At 73.7% G+C, this 17,334-nt stretch carries 22 protein-coding genes and 1 tRNA gene; 3 read left to right on the top strand and 20 right to left on the bottom strand.

Annotation, left to right across the window (positions count from 1 at the left end):
- Positions 1-75: 75 nt before the first annotated feature.
- Entirely contained in the window at positions 76-321 is a 246-nt protein-coding gene (locus tag ACYVID_RS11575) for a hypothetical protein (protein WP_460737145.1), read from the bottom strand.
- A 263-nt stretch (positions 322-584) separates the two neighbouring features.
- Between ACYVID_RS11575 and ACYVID_RS11570 the strand changes: the two genes are divergently transcribed.
- Positions 585-1,316: a YwiC-like family protein gene (locus tag ACYVID_RS11570; RefSeq protein ID WP_460737143.1), complete on the top strand. Its 732-nt coding sequence runs from the start codon at positions 585-587 to the stop codon at positions 1,314-1,316.
- A 303-nt stretch (positions 1,317-1,619) separates the two neighbouring features.
- On the opposite strand, the gene ACYVID_RS11565 is transcribed toward ACYVID_RS11570, so the two are convergent.
- Positions 1,620-2,957, bottom strand: coding sequence for a lipase family protein (locus ACYVID_RS11565; RefSeq protein ID WP_460737141.1), 1,338 nt, complete (start codon positions 2,955-2,957; stop codon positions 1,620-1,622).
- 9 nt (positions 2,958-2,966) lie between these two features.
- The gene (locus tag ACYVID_RS11560; RefSeq protein ID WP_460737139.1) at positions 2,967-3,200 is read right to left on the bottom strand and encodes an FAD-binding protein; all 234 of its coding nucleotides are present in this window, start codon (positions 3,198-3,200) and stop codon (positions 2,967-2,969) included.
- Between ACYVID_RS11560 and ACYVID_RS11555 the strand changes: the two genes are divergently transcribed.
- A complete protein-coding gene (locus tag ACYVID_RS11555; RefSeq protein ID WP_460737137.1) occupies positions 3,187-3,504 on the top strand; it encodes a hypothetical protein in 318 nt (105 codons plus the stop codon). The two genes, ACYVID_RS11560 and ACYVID_RS11555, sit on opposite strands and share 14 nt — an antisense overlap.
- Positions 3,505-3,590: 86 nt before the next feature.
- Here the strand turns inward: ACYVID_RS11555 and ACYVID_RS11550 are convergent, their stop codons facing one another.
- The 3 genes from ACYVID_RS11550 to ACYVID_RS11540 all read right to left on the bottom strand — a co-directional run bounded on the left by ACYVID_RS11550 (position 3,591) and on the right by ACYVID_RS11540 (position 4,628).
- Entirely contained in the window at positions 3,591-4,001 is a 411-nt protein-coding gene (locus tag ACYVID_RS11550) for an FAD-binding protein (RefSeq protein WP_460737135.1), read from the bottom strand.
- Positions 3,998-4,495, bottom strand: coding sequence for an FAD-binding protein (locus ACYVID_RS11545; protein WP_460737133.1), 498 nt, complete (start codon positions 4,493-4,495; stop codon positions 3,998-4,000). The genes ACYVID_RS11550 and ACYVID_RS11545 overlap by 4 nt, the downstream gene beginning before the upstream one ends.
- A 59-nt stretch (positions 4,496-4,554) precedes the next feature.
- A tRNA-Pro gene (locus ACYVID_RS11540) sits at positions 4,555-4,628 on the bottom strand.
- 113 nt (positions 4,629-4,741) lie between these two features.
- Here ACYVID_RS11540 and ACYVID_RS11535 point away from each other — a divergent pair.
- Positions 4,742-5,473, top strand: coding sequence for a group I intron-associated PD-(D/E)XK endonuclease (locus ACYVID_RS11535; protein WP_460737131.1), 732 nt, complete (start codon positions 4,742-4,744; stop codon positions 5,471-5,473).
- A 79-nt stretch (positions 5,474-5,552) separates the two neighbouring features.
- On the opposite strand, the gene ACYVID_RS11530 is transcribed toward ACYVID_RS11535, so the two are convergent.
- From ACYVID_RS11530 to ACYVID_RS11465, 14 genes are all read right to left on the bottom strand, one after another.
- Positions 5,553-6,845: a methyl-accepting chemotaxis protein gene (locus ACYVID_RS11530; protein WP_460737129.1), complete on the bottom strand. Its 1,293-nt coding sequence runs from the start codon at positions 6,843-6,845 to the stop codon at positions 5,553-5,555.
- Positions 6,842-7,384 (bottom strand): PAS domain-containing protein, encoded by a 543-nt coding sequence (locus tag ACYVID_RS11525; protein ID WP_460737127.1) that lies wholly within the window; start codon positions 7,382-7,384, stop codon positions 6,842-6,844. Before ACYVID_RS11525 ends, ACYVID_RS11530 begins: the two co-directional genes overlap by 4 nt.
- Positions 7,385-7,529: 145 nt before the next feature.
- On the bottom strand, positions 7,530-8,894 hold the full coding sequence (gene der / locus ACYVID_RS11520; RefSeq protein ID WP_460737125.1) for a ribosome biogenesis GTPase Der: 1,365 nt from the start codon (positions 8,892-8,894) through the stop codon (positions 7,530-7,532).
- A complete protein-coding gene (locus ACYVID_RS11515; RefSeq protein WP_460737123.1) occupies positions 8,891-9,775 on the bottom strand; it encodes a lysophospholipid acyltransferase family protein in 885 nt (294 codons plus the stop codon). Before ACYVID_RS11515 ends, der begins: the two co-directional genes overlap by 4 nt.
- Positions 9,772-10,467 carry a (d)CMP kinase gene (cmk, locus tag ACYVID_RS11510; protein ID WP_460737121.1) on the bottom strand — a complete coding sequence of 232 codons (696 nt, stop codon included), beginning with the start codon at positions 10,465-10,467 and terminating at the stop codon, positions 9,772-9,774. The genes ACYVID_RS11515 and cmk overlap by 4 nt, the downstream gene beginning before the upstream one ends.
- Before the next feature lie 11 nt (positions 10,468-10,478).
- Positions 10,479-11,600 carry a prephenate dehydrogenase gene (locus tag ACYVID_RS11505; protein ID WP_460737119.1) on the bottom strand — a complete coding sequence of 374 codons (1,122 nt, stop codon included), beginning with the start codon at positions 11,598-11,600 and terminating at the stop codon, positions 10,479-10,481.
- Positions 11,593-11,982, bottom strand: a complete 390-nt coding sequence (gene aroH / locus ACYVID_RS11500; protein WP_460737117.1) for a chorismate mutase — start codon at positions 11,980-11,982, stop codon at positions 11,593-11,595. Before aroH ends, ACYVID_RS11505 begins: the two co-directional genes overlap by 8 nt.
- A gap of 92 nt (positions 11,983-12,074) precedes the next feature.
- Positions 12,075-12,845, bottom strand: a complete 771-nt coding sequence (locus ACYVID_RS11495; protein ID WP_460737115.1) for a pseudouridine synthase — start codon at positions 12,843-12,845, stop codon at positions 12,075-12,077.
- On the bottom strand, positions 12,842-13,516 hold the full coding sequence (scpB, locus tag ACYVID_RS11490; RefSeq protein WP_460737113.1) for an SMC-Scp complex subunit ScpB: 675 nt from the start codon (positions 13,514-13,516) through the stop codon (positions 12,842-12,844). Before scpB ends, ACYVID_RS11495 begins: the two co-directional genes overlap by 4 nt.
- Complete coding sequence (locus ACYVID_RS11485) at positions 13,509-14,441, bottom strand: segregation and condensation protein A (protein ID WP_460737111.1); 933 nt, start codon at positions 14,439-14,441, stop codon at positions 13,509-13,511. Before ACYVID_RS11485 ends, scpB begins: the two co-directional genes overlap by 8 nt.
- Entirely contained in the window at positions 14,438-14,806 is a 369-nt protein-coding gene (locus ACYVID_RS11480; RefSeq protein ID WP_460737109.1) for a hypothetical protein, read from the bottom strand. The genes ACYVID_RS11485 and ACYVID_RS11480 overlap by 4 nt, the downstream gene beginning before the upstream one ends.
- On the bottom strand, positions 14,791-15,681 hold the full coding sequence (locus ACYVID_RS11475; protein WP_460737329.1) for a ParA family protein: 891 nt from the start codon (positions 15,679-15,681) through the stop codon (positions 14,791-14,793). Before ACYVID_RS11475 ends, ACYVID_RS11480 begins: the two co-directional genes overlap by 16 nt.
- A 104-nt stretch (positions 15,682-15,785) precedes the next feature.
- The gene (locus ACYVID_RS11470; RefSeq protein ID WP_460737107.1) at positions 15,786-16,115 is read right to left on the bottom strand and encodes a GNAT family N-acetyltransferase; all 330 of its coding nucleotides are present in this window, start codon (positions 16,113-16,115) and stop codon (positions 15,786-15,788) included.
- Positions 16,116-16,134: 19 nt separating this feature from the next.
- Positions 16,135-17,310, bottom strand: coding sequence for a CDP-glycerol glycerophosphotransferase family protein (locus ACYVID_RS11465; RefSeq protein WP_460737105.1), 1,176 nt, complete (start codon positions 17,308-17,310; stop codon positions 16,135-16,137).
- Between the last annotated feature and the right edge of the window lie 24 nt (positions 17,311-17,334).

The raw sequence follows: 17,334 nt of genomic DNA, 5'->3' as shown, positions 1-17,334 counted from the left end.
GGCGGTGGTCGAGGCCCGCGGGACGACGGCGCACGTGGACGCCCGACCGGACGCGCCGACCGGGACCGGGCCGGGTCAGTCGGTGCTGACCCCCCGGTCGTCGAGGTAGGAGCGCAGCACCGAGGTGCGCGGGCTGCTGGCCCGGCTCATCTGCTCCCCGTCGCAGCTCACGAGCGCCACCTCGATCCAGTCCTCACGCAGCTCGAGCACCTCCCAGTGCCCGCCGGCGGCCTCCCAGCGCTCCAGCACCGATACCAGGCCGCCGGGCGGGCCGGTCTCCGGCCTGCTGTGACCCTCGCGTGCGGCGTACCCCTGCGACATCCCGACCTCCTTGGTGCTGTAGCGCTCCCGGCCCGTCCTCCACCCTGTCACCCAGCCCCCAGCCACACACGGGACCTAGGACCCGGATCCGCCGGGACTCGTGCCCCTGCCCCTCACGCCCGCGACGTACGACGCTGGGCGCGACCGGCTCGCGGCATGGACGCGGCCGGGACGAGACGTGGGGAGAGCCGATGTCGACGACCGTCCACCCCGACCGCCCGGGGCGAGCCGCACCGTCGCGCCCGCCCCGGCCGGGGCCGCTCGTGCCCGACCAGCACGGGGCGTGGGCGTTCCTGGCGCTCCCGGTGTCCCTGGCCGCGCCCGTCCTGTCGTGGCACCCGGCGCTGGTGCCCGTGGTCCTGGCCTGGGTGGCGGCGTACCCCGCAGCCTGGGCGCTCACCGGTCGGCTCACCGCCCCGCGCCCGCAGCGCTTCGACCGGGCGCTGCGGCTGTGGGTGCCGCTCGCCAGCGTGGCTGCGGCCACCTCGGTGGCCTGGCGCCCCTGGCTGGTCTGGGTCGGTGTGCTCCTCGGCCTCGGGTACGCCGTCTCGCTGACCTACGCCCGGGCCCGGCGCGAGCGTGCGCTCGGCAACGACCTGGTGCTCATCGCCCAGTGCACCCTCATGGTCCCGGTGCTGGTCGCTGTCGGGAGCGCCGGCGGGACGCTGCCGCCCTGGTCGGCGGCCGACAGCACCGTCGGGCTGCTCACCGCCGTCTGCGCGCTGGCGCTGGTCGGCTCGACGCTGCACGTGAAGTCGCTGATCCGCGAGCGCCGCCGACCCGGCTTCGCCCGGGCCTCGCGGTGGTTCTCGCTGGCCTGCCTGGCCGCAGCGGCCGGGCTCGCCCTCACGGGGACCCCGTGGCCGCTCGTGCCGGCCGCGCTCGCAGCCCTGCGCGCCCACCTGCTGCGGGACCCCTCGTTGCGACCCGGCCGGATCGGCATGGCTGAGCTCGGCGTGCTGGTGGTGCTGGCCGGCTGCGCCTGGTGGGCCTGACCGTGCAGCCCCAGCCCCAGCCCCGTCCCGCACCCACCGCACGGCCTGCTGGCCCGGACGCCCGCACGCAGGTACCCCCGGCTCACCCGACGCCGGTACCTGGTCGCCACCGTCGTGGTCGCCGGGCTCGGCTGGGCCGCGGCGTCCGCCCCGGCCGCACTGTCCGGCGACGGCTCCGGCGGTCGGCCCGGGAGTGTCGGTCACGCGCGCCCATCTGGTGGTGCCCGCCGCCGGGTGGACGGCTGACCGTCGGGCGGTCCGGCTGGCGGCCCGGCCGGCGAGCGGCCCGGCGCCCGCCAGGGGTCAGGCGCGCCCCAGCACGGTGCGCGCCGCGGCGGCGCCCAGGGCGACGAAGCCCGGCCACGACGAGGGCCGCAGGGCCAGCGAGAGGTGGTCCCGGGTGCCTGTCGAGCGGGCCCCGGAGGCGCTTGCCCGGTTGTCCTCGAAACGTCGCGCGAGCCAGTCCAGCATGACCGGGAAGCCCAGCAGCATCAGGCTGATGTGCTCGCTGGCACCGTCGCGCAGGTAGAGCACGTCTGCACCGCGAGCGACGTAGCGCCCGACCTGGCTGTCCACGTCGTCGACGTCGATGATCTGGTCCCGCCGCGACTGGACCACCAGCAGCGGGCACGTCGGGGCGTGGTGCCCCAGCCGCAGGTCGTCGAAGACGTGCAGGACCTCCGGCAGCGCCAGGACGTCGGCGAGCGGGGAGTCGAGGTATTCGTCGAAGTCGTCGAGCGCGTAGCGCAGGCACGCCTCGGTCGTCGTCAGCTCCTCGAGCCGGTCCAGGCGCTGCTTGCCCTCGCTGGAGGCGTGCTCGCGCACCACCTCGGCCAGACCCGGGTAGACGTGCCGCAGCCCGGCCACCACCAGGGCGGGGAGCCCGGCGAAGAGGCCGCCGTTGAGCTTGATGAACGCCTCGCCCGGGTCACCCACCGGTGAACCGAGCACCGCCCCGACGATCGGCAGCTCGGGGGCGTACGTCGGGGCCATCTCGGCCGCCCAGGCGGTGGCCATGCCGCCGCCGGAGTAGCCGAACATGCCCACGGGCAGGTCCTCGGGCAGCTCCAGCTCCGGTAGGGCCCGGGCGGCGCGCACGCCGTCCAGCACCCGGTGGCCCGGCTCCCGCGGAGCCGCGAACGTGCCCAGCAGGCCCTCGTGGTCGCAGGCGCTGACGGCGTACCCGAGGTCGAGCAGCCGTGCGATGAGCAGGATCTCGAACTGCGGCAGCGCGCCCCACGCCCGGGCGCCGGCCCGCAGCGCGTAGGACGGGAAGCACCGGTCCGAAACCGCGTCGATGGCGCACTGGTAGGCGACCAACGCGGTCGGCACCGCTCCCTGGCGACGCATCACCGTCGTGACCGCCACCTCGGGCTCACCGTGCAGGTCGGTGCTGCGGTAGGCGACCTGCCACGCCTCGATCCGCTGCTGCGGCACCAGGCCCAGCAGCGCGACCCGCACGCGACGGCTGCGGATGACCGCGCCGGGCGCCAACTGCGCCAGCCCGGGCGGCGTGGCGAGGAAGTCGTCCTCGTGGGGACGCCGCGGCGCCTGTGCACGGGCGTCCTGCGTGCCGCCGGCACCGGGACCGGGAGCAGGCGAGCGCGAGGCCCGCACCGGGCGGGCGGATCGAGGGGTCACGGGCCGACGCTAGGCGATGTGGTCGGCGGCCGCGCGACCGGCGGTGCGACCTGAGAACAGGCAGCCGCCGAGGAAGGTGCCCTCCAGCGCGTTGTAGCCGTGCATGCCACCGCCGCCGAACCCGCTGACCGCGCCGGCGGCGTACAGCCCGGCGATCGGGGTGCCGGCACCGTCGAGGACCCGGCCGGCGAGGTCGGTGTGCAGGCCGCCGAGCGTCTTGCGGGTCAGGATGTTGAGCCACATCGATGAGCGGGCCGGCTGCGGGGTCCAGGAGGCGGTGCGGGGAGGCGACCCGGATGAGCCTGTCGCCGCGGTAGCTGCGGGCGCCGCGGATCGCGGTGACCTGGGCGTCCTTGGTGAAGTCATTGTCCAGCTCGCGGTCGCGTGCCTCGATGGTGCGGCGGAGCCGGTCCTCCTCGATGAGGGGACGGTCGGTCAGCTCGTTCATGCCGGCGACGAGCTCGGCGAGGGTGTCGGCGACGACGAAGTCCTCGCCGTGCTGCTTGAACGCCTCGACCGGGCCCGGGGCGCCGGGTCTGACCCGTGAGAGCAGGAGCTTGAGGTCCTTGCCGGTCAGGTCGGGGTTCTGCTCCGATCCCGAGAGGGCGAACTCCTTCTCGATGATCTTCTGGGTCAGCACGAACCAGGAGTGGTCGTAGCCGGTGGCCATGAGGTGCCCCAGCGTGCCGAGGGTGTCGAAGCCGGGGAAGTACGGCGCGGGGAGCCGGTTGCCCTCGGCGTCGAGCCACAGCGACGACGGGCCGGGCAGGATGCGGATGCCGTGGTTGTCCCAGATCGGGTCCCAGTTGCGCAGTCCCTCGGTGTAGTGCCACAGATCGGGTCCCAGTTGCGCAGTCCCTCGGTGTAGTGCCACATGCGGTCGGGGTTGATGACCGCTCCGCCCGCTGCCGCGGTGATCTCCAGCATCCGCCCGTCCACGTGGGCCGGCACCCCGGACACCATGCGCTCGGGAGGGGTGCCGAGCCTCTCGGGCCACGCCTTGCGCACCAGCTCGTGGTTGCCGCCGATGCCGCCCGAGGTCACCAGGACGGCCTGGGCGGCGTACTCGACTCGCCGACCTCCACGCGCGAGGACGCCACGCCCCGGGCGACGTCGGAGGGCTCCGGGAGCGCCCCCCGCACCCCCGTGACGGCGCCTGCGTCGGTGCCCAGCGCGTCGACGCGGTGGCGGAAGCACAGCCGGATGCGCCCCGCGGCGGCGTGCTCGCGGACCCGGCGCTCGAAGGGCGCCACCACGCCGGGGCCGGTGCCCCAGGTCAGGTGGAACCGCGGGACCGAGTTGCCGTGCCCGTCGGCGCGACCGTCACCGCGCTCCGCCCACCCCACGACGGGGAAGAACCGGTGCCCCATCTGCCGCAGCCACGAGCGCTTCTCCCCGGCGGCGAAGTCGAGGTACGCCGTGGCCCAGCGACGTGGCCAGTGGTCCTCGGGGCGGTCGAACTGCGCGGAACCGAACCAGTCCTGCGTGGCCAGCTCCAGCGAGTCCTTGACCCGGGACGCCGTGCGTGACGCAGGCACCGGACGAGCAAGAGGCCGCCCCCGCAGCGGGGACGGCCTCTCGTCTCGATCGTGTCCGGTCGGGCTGACAGGATTTGAACCTGCGACCCCCTGACCCCCAGTCAGGTGCGCTACCAAGCTGCGCCACAGCCCGAACGCCGCTCGGTCGGATCGCGACGTCACGGCGCGTGAACACTACAACAGGGCAGTCGCCCGCTCTGAATTGGGGCACTCCACAATGTCGGCGGGTGCCCGTAGCTTCAGTCCATGCCCCGAGCGCCTCGTTACACCGCCGAGCAGCTCGCCGTTGCGGTGGCCGAATCGGGTTCGTGGAGGGGTGTCCTGCGTCATCTGGGTCTGGCGAGCACCTCGTCCTCCGCCATCCGCACCGCGCGCCGACAGGCTGAGGGCGCCGGTCTCGACTACTCGCACTTCGTTCGGCCACGCCGCGTGACGGACACGCACCTGAGGAGTGCCCTCGATGATGCCAACAGCTGGTCAGAGGTGTCGGCCCGGTTGGGGCTGGGTGCCGACTCCGAGCGTCGTTTGAAGGCCCACGCCCAACGGCTCGGCATCGACACGGCGCACCTGCTCACCGACTCACTCACGACAGGAACAGGACGTCCGGCCTCGCAACCGGAGCTCAACAACCTGCGTCATGCTGCTCCGCTGCTCGCGGCAGCCTCGCTGAGGATGCGCGGCCACCACGTCAGCTGGCCGTTGGAACCGGCCCGCTACGACCTGCTCGCCGACCTGGGGGGTGAGATCGTCAGGGTCCAGGTCAAGACGACCACGCACCAGCAGCAGGGTCGGTGGACGGTGTGGCTCAGCAGCACCTCTCCGACCCGCACAGTCTACGCGGACGACGAGGTGGACGCGTTCTACGTGATCGACGGCGACATGACCCACTACTGGTTACCTCTGGAGCGAGTGGCCGGATACCAGGCCGTCGCGCTGACCGCCTACAGCGACTGTGTCTTGGATTCCTCGCCGGCCTGAGGCCGCAGCGCGGCCCCCGCCCCGGAATCGGGGGCGGGGGCCGCGCTGGTGGACGGATCCAGCCGCTGCGGGAGCCCGGTCAGCGGATGCGGGCCAGGAAGTCGGCGACCTCCGTGCGCAGCTGCGAGGACAGCTTGGCCAGCTCCAGCGACGCCGTCGTCATCTGCCCGGCACCGCTGCTGGTCGCCTGGGTGGCGTCCCCGATGGCGCCGATGTCGTCGGTGACCTGACCGACCGCGGCAGCGGCCCGGGTGGTGGTCTCGCTGAGCTCGCCGGCCGCCTGGCGCTGCTCGGAGACGGTGCGGGCGATCTCCTCGAGGTTGTCGCCCATCCCCCGCACCGAGCCGGTGATGGTGTCGATGGCCCCGACCACGGCGTCGGTGGCGCCCTGGATCTCCTTGACCTGCGCCTCGATCCGACCGGTGGCCTCCGCGGTCTGGGTGGCCAGCGACTTCACCTCCGAGGCGACGACCGCGAAGCCCTTGCCGGACTCTCCCGCCCGGGCGGCCTCGATGGTCGCGTTGAGCGCGAGCAGGCGGGTCTGGCTGGCCACCTGGTTGATCAGGTTGATGACCTCGCCGATCTCCTGGGAGGCGGCGGCCAGGCCCTGGACGGTGGCGGCGGTGGACTCCGCCTCGCCCACCGCGGCCACGCCCGCGGCGTTGGACTGGGCGGTCTGCTGCTCGATGGAGGAGATGGTGGCCGCGAGCTCCTCGACCGCGGCCGCGGCGACGGTCACGGCGTTGGAGGCGGTGTGGGAGCTCTCCGCCACCTGACCGGCACGCACGGCGGTGCCCTCGGCGGTGCCGGCGAGGTTGCTGGAGGCCGACTCCATCTCCACGGCGGCGGCGGCGACCTGGTCGGAGAGGCCCATCACGGCCTCCTCGAACGAGTCGGCCATCCGCAGCCGCTCGCTCCGCTCGTGGGCGAGGGTGTCGGCCGTGGCGGCCATCGCGTCGATCGCCTCGTTGATGGTGGAGGCGCCCTGGGCGAAGCTGCCCTTCATCCCGCGACGCAGGAACCGGCGGTAGAACCGCTGCGTGCTGGCGTAGCTCAGCGAGGCCGAGGACTCCCGCACGTAGGCGTCGGTGAGGTCCAGCAGGCCGTTCAGCGCGTCCCGGACCTCGCGGACCTCCGGCTCGTCCCCGAGGTGTGGGACCCGCGGCTCGAGGTCGCCGCCGGCGGCGGCCAGGCAGACGTCCCGCACGGCGAGCAGCACCCGCTCCAGCTGCTGCTCGCGGGCCGACGGCCCGCCGGCCTGCTCGGGTACGGCGGCCAGGGACTGCTCGAGCTCGGCGAGCCCGTCGTCGGTCGGCAGGCCGTCGGTGACGTGGGCGTCGTCCGCCTCGGTCGGCAGGGCGTCGATGCTCATGCCGCCACCTCCTGGGAGAGCGACCACACGAGCTCGTCGTAGGTCTGTCCGGCATCGGCGAGCATCTGCTCCAGCAGGGCGGTGCCCGCGGCGAGCGCCTCGGGCGTGGAGGGCGCGGACCGCTCGACGGCCCGCAGCTTGGCGTAGATGTCCGTGATGATCGCGAGGGCGTCCTTGTCCGCCGTACGCCGGTTCGAGTGGTAGCCGACGATCCGGCCGTCCGGGCCGATCGTGGGCGTGACGTGCGCGAGCACCCAGTAGTGCGTGCCGTCGGCGCTGAGGTTCACGACGTAGGCGAAGATCTCCTCGCCGCCGGAGATCCGCTCCCACAGCAGCCGGAACACCGAGCGCGGCATGTCGGGGTGGCGGATGATGTTGTGCGGCTGCCCGAGCAGCTCGGCCTCGGTGTAGCCGCTGATCTCGACGAACAGCGGGTTCACGTAGGTCAACCGACCCTGGGGGTCGGTCTTGGAGACGATGATCTGGTCGGGACGGAAGGTCTTCTCCCGACCGTTCGGGGTCACTGCGCGAGGCGGCACGTCGGGCTCCTGGTGCGAGGGGGTGTCCCCCGCCCCATCGACCCGCACCCGGCGTACCTGACCCCTCCCGGGACCGCCGGGACCTAGGCCCGGCGGCTCGGGACCAAGGTCCCGAGCCTCCACAGGCCCTGCGCAGGAGCCGTCCTCAGCGCTTGCGCTTCTCCCGCGGCCGCTGCTGCAGCACGATCGGCGTCCCGACGAACCCGAACTCCTCGCGCAGCCGGCGCTCGATGAACCGCTCGTAGGAGGCGTCGAGCCTGCCTGAGGTGAAGAGGATGAACGTGGGGGGTGCCGTGGTGGCCTGGGTCCCGAAGAGCACCTTGGGCTGCTTGCCGCTGCGCACCGGGTGCGGGTGCTCGGCGACGAGGCGGCCCAGGAAGGTGTTGAGCGCACCGGTGCCGATCCGGGTCTCCCAGCCCTCGAGGGCCTTGTCCAGCGCGGGCACCAGCCGGTCGATGTGCCACCCGGTCCGGGCGGTGACGTTGATCCGCGGCGCCCACTGCACCTGCACGAGCTCGCGCTCGATCTCGCGCTCGAGGTAGTAGCGCCGCTCCTCGTCGACCAGGTCCCACTTGTTGAAGGCGATCACCAGCGCGCGGCCGGCCTCGCGGACGGTCTGGAGGATGCGGACGTCCTGCTCGGCGATGTTCTGCTGGGCGTCGAGGACCAGCACGGCCACCTCGGCGCGGTCGATGGCCGTGGCCGTGCGCAGCGAGGCGTAGTACTCGTGCCCGCTGGCCTCCTTGACCCGCTTGCGGATGCCGGCGGTGTCGATGAAGCGCCAGGTGCGCCCGCCCAGCTCGACCAGCTCGTCGACCGGGTCGACGGTGGTGCCGGCGACGTTGTCGACGACGACCCGCTCCTCGCCGGCGAGCTTGTTGAGCAGGGAGGACTTGCCGACGTTGGGACGGCCCACGATCGCGACGCGCCGCGGTCCCCCGACCTCGGGGTCGGACTCGGGCGGGGGCTCGGGCAGGGCCGCGAGGATCGCGTCGAGCATGTCGCCCGAGCCGCGACCGTGCAGGGCCGATACCGGCCAGGGCTCCCCCAGCCCGAGGTTCCACAGCGCGTAGGCCTCGGCCTCGGTCCGGGCGTCGTCGACCTTGTTGGCGGCCAGCACGACCGGCTTGTCCGCGGCGCGCAGGATCTTCACGACCGCCTCGTCGGCGTCGGTGATGCCCACTGTCGCGTCGACCACGAAGAGGACCGCGTCGGCCAGGGAGATCGCGATCTCGGCCTGGGCGGCGATCCGCTGGGCCATGCCCTTGGCGTCGGGGTCCCAGCCGCCGGTGTCGACGACGGTGAAGGCGCGTCCGTTCCAGGTGGCGTCGTAGGGCACCCGGTCGCGGGTCACGCCGGGCACGTCCTCCACGACCGCCTCGCGGCGGCCGATGATCCGGTTGACCAGGGTGGACTTGCCGACGTTGGGGCGGCCGACGATGGCCAGCACCGGCACCCTCGGGGCGCCCTCCGGGGTCGCGTCGAGGGACTGGTCGGGCTGGTCGGTCATGGTGCTCCTGGCTCGTGTCGAGCGGCCTCGTGGCCGTCGGTGTGGATGGTGCTCCCCGGTGTCGGCGGGAGCGTGGTGGACGGCGGGGTGGACGGCCTGATGATCGGCCTGGTGGACGGGGGCGGCTCGGTGCGCGTGCGCGGCGCCCCGACCCCGGTGGCGGGGTCGGGCTCGAGGTCCCCGAGCGGCAGCGGGCCCGGCAGGATGCCGCCGGTCTCCCGGCGCGCGGCGTCGAGCTCGGCGCGCATGTGCTCCCAGAGGGAACGCGAGAGCTCGCCCACCTGTTCCCGCGTGCGCGGCCACGGCTGGTGGGGTACGTCGACGGGACGCCCGACCACGAGGTGCAGCGTGGCCCCGCGGCGCGGCAGCGAGCCGCTGGAGCCGCCGGGCTCGCGAGTGCCGAACATCGAGACCGGCACGACCGGCGCACCCGCCGCGAGCGCGAAGTAGGCGGTCCCGCGGTGGAAGCGCTCGAGCTCCCCGGAGCCGCGCCGACCCTCGGGGAAGATCCCGACCACGCCGCCGTCGCGCAGCACGCGCAGGCACGAGCGGACCGCAGCGACGTCGGTGCGGAACCGGTCCAGCGGGACCTGGCCGGAGCGGAGCAGGAACCCGCCGAGCCGCCCCTCGAACATCTCGGACTTGGTCAGGGCGTGCACGGGCCGGGGGGCGAAGATCGCCAGCAGCGGCCCGTCGATGACGCCGGCGTGGTTGGCCGCGAGCACGACCGGTCCGGCGGCGGGCACCCGCTCGGCGTGGTGGACCACGACCCGGTAGCGCCGCCGGATGATCCAGCGGGCGAGCGGCCGCAGGGGGTGCAGCAGGTAGCGCGGCGGGTGCGCCGTGCGGTCGGTGCGCGGGAGCGCGACGTGGTCGCTCACGCGTCCACCTCGACCGCCCGGACCAGGGCCACGACCTCCTCGATGACCTCGTCGAGCGTGAGGTGGGTGGTGTCCAGGTGCGCGGCCCCGTCGACCTGCGTGAGCGGGGAGGCGGCGCGACCGGAGTCGATGGCGTCGCGGCTGCGCAGGACGGCCTCGACGGCGGCGGCGTCCGAGCCACCTTCCTCGGCGGCGCGGCGCGCAGCCCGGGCGGCGGGGTCGGCGGTGAGGAACACCTTGACCTGCGCCTGCGGCCACACCGTGCTGGCGATGTCGCGTCCCTCCACGACGATCCCCTGCGGCGCAGTGGAGATGGCGGCGCGCTGCAGGGCCACCAGCCGCTCGCGGACCTCCGGGACGGTGGCGACCGGCGAGACCGAGCCGGTCACGGCCTCGCCGCGGATCGGCCCGGCGACGTCGGTGCCGTCGACGTGGATGGTCGGCGCGGCCGGGTCGGTGCCGGAGGTGATCGTCGGCTCGCCGCAGCGGGCGGCGACGGCAGCGGGGTCGTGGACGTCCACGCCGTGCTCGAGCATCCACCAGGTCATCGCGCGGTACATCGCGCCGGTGTCGAGGTAGGCCAGGCCCAGCCTCGAGGCCACCCCGCGGCAGGTGCTCGACTTGCCGGAGCCGGAGGTGCCGTCGACGGCCACCACGAGGCCCGGGGTCGAGGGCTGCTGCAGGTCGTCCACGGGGCGGCAGCCTACCGGTGGGTCTCCCAACCGCGTGACTCCAGAGAGCCGAGCAGGTGGTCGGCCCGGGTGTCCTCGACCACCAGCTCCACCAGGCCCACGGGTCGGCCGGGGTCGTGGTCGATCCGGATGTCCTCGACGTTGACCTCGCTGGCCACGGCGTCGGCCAGCAGCCGGGCCAGCTCGCCGGGGTGGTCGGGCACCGAGACCCACACCGAGCGCATCGGCCGGGCGGGACCGCCGTGCTTGGCCGGGATCACCCGGGTGCCCGCGACACCGCTGGCGAGCACGTCCTCCAGCGCGGACCGGTCACCGGCCCCGACGGCGGCGATCACCGCGTCCAGCTGCTCGCGCACCTCGCCCAGCAGGTCGAGCACGGCGTCGGCGTTGGCGCCGACGATCTGGCTGTAGAGCCGCGGGTCGCCCGCAGCCACGCGGGTGACGTCGCGCACGCCCTGGCCCGACAGCGCCAGGTGGTTCTCCGGACCGGCGGCCAGCCGCGCAGCCGCGAGCACCGAGAGCAGGTGCGGCACGTGGCTCGTGCGCGCCACGGCGCGGTCGTGCTCCTGCGGGGTCAGCCACACCGGCACCGCACCGCACAGCCGTACCAGGTCCTCCACGACCTCGACGGCCGCGGGGTCGCTCTCGGGGTGCGGGGTGATCGCCCAGGGCCGGCCGTCGAACAGCGAGGCGGACGCCGCCAGCGGCCCGGACCGCTCGCTGCCCGCCATCGGGTGCCCGCCGACGTACGACGCCGCGCCGGCCTGCTCGCGGACCGACTGCCACGGGCCGGTCTTCACGCTGCCCACGTCGGTGACCACGGCACCGGGGTGGGCGGCCAGCGCCGCCCGCACCGCCTCGCCCACGTGGTCGGGCGGCACGGCCACGACGACCAGCTGCGGCCGGTCCCCCGGCTCGAGGGGGCGACCGGCACCCATGCCGGAGGCGGTGCGCACGTGCTCGGAGGAGACGTCGCTGAGCAGCACCTCCAGGCCGGAGCGGCGGCAGGCCAGGCCCACCGAGGTCCCGAGCAGACCGGCACCGACGACGAGGACCGGGCCGGTCAGCCAGTCACCGCGCTGACCGGCGGGCAGCCGACCGGGGCGCTCAGCGGGCCCGGAGGTCTCAGGCATCGCCGTCGGGCAGCGACCGCACCCGGGTCAGGTCCGAGCGCAGCGCCGCGGCGCCGTGGAGGTAGACGTGGGTGATGTCCGCGCGCGGCCGGTCGGTCTCGACGTGGGCCAGCATCCGCACCACGCGGGGCATCGAGCCCTCGATCTCCAGCTCGCGCGCGCACAGCAGCGGCACCTCGCCGAAGCCGAGCCGGCGGGCGGCGTAGGCCGGGAACTCCGAGACCAGGTCGGAGGTGGCGGTGAAGACCACGGAGATGAAGTCGTCGACCTCCAGGCCGTTCGCGGTCATCACGTCGGTGACCATCTCCGCGACCCGCTCGAGCATGTGGTCGCGCACGTCCTCCTCGAGCTGGGTCGCCCCTCGGATCGCCCGGACCGCCACGTGCTGCTCCCTCTGTCCTCGTCGTACCTGGTGGTGCCTGGTGGTGCCTGGTGGTGCTGCGGTTGCGCGGGTCAGGCTACTGACCCCGTTGCTCACATCTGCGCGCTGTCCAGCAGCTGCCCGAGCTCGTCGAGGGTCAGCTCGCGCATCTCCCCGACCCCCAGTCGGCCCAGCTCGACCGGACCGATCCGGGTCCGGGTCAGCCGCAGCACGGGGTGGCCGACGTGGTCGAGCAGGCGCCGCACGATCCGGTTGCGCCCCTCGTGGATCACCAGCTCCACGACCGTGCGACCGGGGTGGTTGCGCCCGTGCCCACCCGCGACGACCTTGATGCTGCTGACCTGGACCGGCCCGTCCTCGAGCTCCACGCCCTCGCGCAGCTGCTTGAGGGTGCGCGGGAAGACCTCGCCCTCGACCTCGGCGACGTAGGTCTTGTCGACCTCGTAGGAAGGGTGCGCCATCCGCTGGGCGAAGTCGCCGTCGTTGGTCAGCAGCAGCAGGCCGGAGGTGTCGGTGTCGAGCCGACCGACGTGGAAGAGCCGCTCGGGCCGGTCGGCGACCACGTCGCCCAGGCACCGCCGTCCCTCGGGGTCCGACATCGTCGAGACCACGCCGCGGGGCTTGTTGAGCACGAGGTAGACGTGCGCGGAGACCGGCGGCAGTCGGCGCCCCTGGACCCTGATCACCGCGCGCGTCGGGTCGACCTTGGTGCCGAGCCGGGTCACGACCTCGCCGTCGACCTCGACCTCGCCGGCCAGCATCAGCTCCTCGCACTTGCGCCGCGAGGCCACGTTGGACATCGCCAGCAGCTTCTGCAGCCGGATCAGGCCGTCCTCGTCGACGGGGACCTGCGAGTCGCTCATGCCTGCTCCTCGCCCACCGGCTCCGAGGGCGCGGCGGGCTCCTGGCCGGCCGGGCCCGGGGCGGACTGGGCCGCGAGCGCACCCAGCTCCTCCTCCATGTCCTGCAGGTCAGGGAGGTACGGCGCCAGCTCGGGCAGCTCATCGAGGCCGGTGACCCCGATCCGCTCCAGGAAGTAGCTGGTCGTGCGGTAGAGGTGCGCACCGGTCTCGGGGTCGCTCCCCGCCTCCTCGACCAGCCCGCGGGTGAGCAGGGTGCGCATGACGCCGTCGACGTTGACGCCGCGGATCGCCGAGACCCGGGCCCGCGAGACCGGTTGGCGGTAGGCGACCACCGCCAAGGTCTCCAGCGCCGCCTGGGTCAGCCGGGCCTGCTGGCCGTCGAGGACGAACCGCTCCACCACGTGGGCGTAGTCCTCGCGGGTGTAGTAGCGCCACCCACCCGCGACGTTGCGCAGCTCGAAGCCGCGGTCGGCCTCGTCGTACTCCTCGGCGAGCAGCTGGAGCGCGGCCACGACGTCCTCGACCGGGTGCCCGACGGCGGTGGCCAGGCTCACCGCGTCCAGCGGCTGGTCGGCGACCATCAGCACCGCCTCCAGCGAGGGGCGCAGTGCCGCCACGGGCACGTCGAGCATCTCCTCGGTCGTCTCGTCGGTGTGGGTGGCCTCACTCATCGGGGTCCTCCTGGGGCTGGTCGGCATCGCGGCGAGCGGGCAGGTCGGTCGGGGCTGCGGCCTGCTCGGCAGCCTCGAGGGCGTCGGTGGGCGCACCGTCGAACTCGTCGGTGACCAGGTCGTCGACGTCGGCGTCCTCCTCGCCGGTCCAGCGCACGGTGAGCTCGCCGAGGGGCGTCACCTGGTCGAAGGCGACGGCCCCCTCGCGGAAGAGCTCCAGCAGCGACAGGAAGCGCGCCACGGTGGTGAGGGTGTCCGGGGAGTCGCCGCACAGGGCGCGGAAGGTGAGCGTGCCCGAGCGGCGCAGCCGGTCGACGACGATGCCCGCCTGCTCGCGCACGGACACCGCGGGGGCGTGGATGTGGTGCGTGGGCAGCTCGAGCACCGGCTTGGGCGCCATCGCCTTGGCGGCCAGCGCGGCGAACTGCTCCAGGCCGATCCCGATGAGGACCTCGGGCAGCAGGGTCGCGAAGCGCTCCTCCAGGCCGACGGCCCGCGGGTGGCGCCGCGACTCCCCCGCCAGCCGCTGCTCGAGCACCGCGGCGACCTGCTTGAACGCCTTGTACTGCAGCAGCCGGGCGAAGAGCAGGTCGCGGGCCTCCAGCAGGGCGAGGTCCTCCTCGTCCTCCACGTCGCCCTGGGGCAGCAGCCGGGCCGCCTTGAGGTCCAGCAGGGTGGCGGCGACGAGCAGGAAGGAGGTGGTCTCCTCGAGGTCGTCGACCGAGGTGCCGGACCGCCCCAGCGCCTTGACGTGGGCGATGAACTCGTCGGTCACCCGCGAGAGCGACACCTCGGTGATGTCGAGCTTGTGCTTGGAGATCAGCTGCAGCAGCAGGTCGAAGGGACCCTCGAAGTTGTCCAGGCGCAGCGAGAAGCCCGCGGGCGCCTCCGCGACGGCGACGTCGTCGGCGGCGGCCGGGCTCACTCCTGGTCCACCGTCAGGCGGGCCACCAGGTCGCTGGCCTCGCCGCGCTCCTCGAAGTCCCCGAGCACCAGCCCGAGCGCCTCGCGCACCAGCCGCCCCCGGTCGATGGCCAGGCCGTGCTCGCTGCGCAGCCGCAGCCGCGCCTGCTCGATGGCCAGCAGCTCGGCGCTGGTGACGTAGACGGTCATCTTCTCGTCGTGCCGCACCCGCCCGCTGGGCTTCCTCGGACCGGCGGTCGCCGCCGGGGTCTCAACCGGGGCCCGCGCAGCACCGGTCGGCTCGTCGGAGACGGCCGGCGGGGTCGGCTGCTCGGCGGTGGGCCGGAACAGGTCGTCGGCAGCGGGCATGCTCACCCGTCGAGGCACCGGGCGAGCACCTCCTTCGCGAGCTGGCGGTAGGAGTCGGCGCCGGCCGAGGACGAGGCGTAGGTCGTGATGGGCTCGCCGGCCACCGTGGAGTCGGAGAACTTCACCGTGCGGCGGATGACAGTGTGGAAGACCTTGTCCCCCCACGCCTGGACCAGCCGCTCCATCACCTCGCGCGAGTGCAGGGTGCGACCATCGAACATGGTGCCGAGGACGCCGTCGATCTCGAGCTTGGGGTTGAGCCGCTCGCGCACCTTGTCGATGGTGGTCTTGAGCAGCGCCACCCCGCGCAGCGCGAAGTACTCGCACTCCAGCGGCACGATGACGCCGTCGGCGGCGGTCAGCGCGTTGACCGTCAGCAGGCCCAGGGAGGGCTGGCAGTCGATCAGGATGACGTCGTAATCGGCGATCGCCGGGGCGAGCACCCGCTGCAGGGTCTGCTCGCGGGCCACCTCGTGGACGAGCTGCACCTCGGCGGCGGAGAGGTCGATGTTGGAGGGCAGCAGGTCCATGCCCGGCACGCCGGTCGGCACCACGACCTCCTCGAGCGCGACGTCGCGCTCCATGAGCAGGTTGTAGACCGTCAGCTCCATCTCGTGCGGGTTGAGGCCCAGGCCCACCGACAGCGAGCCCTGCGGGTCGAAGTCGACCAGCAGCACCCTGCGGCCCAGCTCGGCGAGCGCGGCCCCCAGGTTGATGGTCGTCGTCGTCTTGCCGACGCCGCCCTTCTGGTTGCACATCGCCACCACCCGCGCCGGCCCGTGCTGGGTCAGCGGCGCCGGCTCCGGGAGCACCGGCATCGGGCGACCGGTCGGACCCATGGTCGGCTTCTCGTCGGGACGGTCGAAGGGCAGCGGGTCGGTCACAGGGGCCATCCCACCATCGGTCACGACGCTCTCCTCATCCGGCCCCCATGTCGACAAAGCGCCCGGCGCCGCGCGGGGGCGACCCGCGCACTCTAGGTGCCGGGCGGAGGCCGCTACAAGCGGTTCGCCGCACCCCCGTCGGGAACCTCCAGCAGCCCGGCCAGCTCGGGGTGCTGCTCGATGTGCCGGGCCACGAACCAGCACTGCGGCACCACCTGCCGCCCGCCCTCCGCCCGCACGTGCTCCAGCGCGGCCGCGACGACCTGCGAGGCCACCCCCCGCCCGCCGTACGCCGGGTGCGTGACCGTGTGCGGGAAGACGACCCGCGGCGGGTCCTGGAGCAGCACGTAGTCGGCGTAGCCGGCCTCCTCGCCGTCGACGTACGCCGCCCAGCGCGACCGCTCGGGCTCGTGCCGGACCTCCACCGGGGACTGCTCGCTCATGCGCGCCACCCTAGGTCGCTCAGGCCGTGATGCCGACCGACCCGCGCGCAGAGCGCTCGACGCCCTGGAGCCGGTCGCGCAGCGCGATCAGCTCGCCGACGACCGCGAGGAAGCGCGTCGTGGACTCCCCCACCGCGACGTCGTCGAAGTAGTGGTGCCGCATGGCCACCCGGGCCAGGTGGTGCTCGTCGTGCTCGAGGCGGTCGGCCAGCAGGTCGGCCAGGCCCGCGACGTCCGCGGGCTCGACGACGTCGGCGCACCGGCTGACCGGGACCTCCTCGCGCAGCCGCTCGGCGTCGGCGTGCTTGTCGGTGATGAGCAGCGGCTTCTCGTTGCGCAGGTACAGCCAGTCCAGGCCCACCGAGGAGACGTCGGTGACCAGGGCGTCGCAGTCGGGCATCACGGCGAGGATGTCGGCACTCGTCAGGGCCACGTGCCCGGCCTCGGGGTCGGTCAGGGCGGCGGCGGTCACCAGCGTCGTGATGGCGCGATGACCCTCGCGCACCTCCTCACGGGTGCTGGTGACCACCTTGGGGTGCGGCTTGTAGACCAGGCGCACGTCGGGCAGCGACAGCACGGCCTCCGCGATGGCCGCGCCCATGACGTCGACGGAGGTGTAGTCGTTGTAGTCGGCGTCGCCCTCCCAGGTGGGCGCGTAGAGGACGGTGCGGCGGGTCGACGGCGCCAGGACCCGCTCGCGCGGGACGTCGAGCTGCGGGCGCCCCACCCGGACCAGCCGGGTCGCGTCGAGCTCCATCAGCGCAGCCAAGTGCCGCTGCACCGCCGCCTCCCCGGCGACGAGCACCCGGTCGTAGGCCTTGGCGTTGTTGCTGGCCATCGACTGCTTGTCGCTCTCGCCGTGGTTGACGTGCACGTGCAGCATCCGCGGGTCCAGCAACGACTGGAAGTTGAGCATCGAGTTGTTGCAGTAGAGCGCGACCCCGGCATCCAGGCGCTCGTAGAGCGCGCGCAGCTCCTGGAACTCCGGCGCCAGCAGCACCGGGAGGTGGGTGCGCTCCTGGAGATGGGCTGCGACGGCGGGGTCCCGCACGACCAGGCCGACCGGGTGGACCTCGTCGAGCACCTCCAGCACCGGCAGCCACTGCACGAGCTGGTAGACCCGCGTCGGGTCGTCGCCGAAGTACGCGACGACGGAGACCCTCGCGATGTCGGGCACGGCTGCTACCTCTGGCACCGCGGGATCGTACGTCGTCGGGCG

This window comes from Nocardioides ginkgobilobae (assembly GCF_054781275.1).
This window is presented reverse-complemented; position numbering and strand designations above follow the sequence as displayed.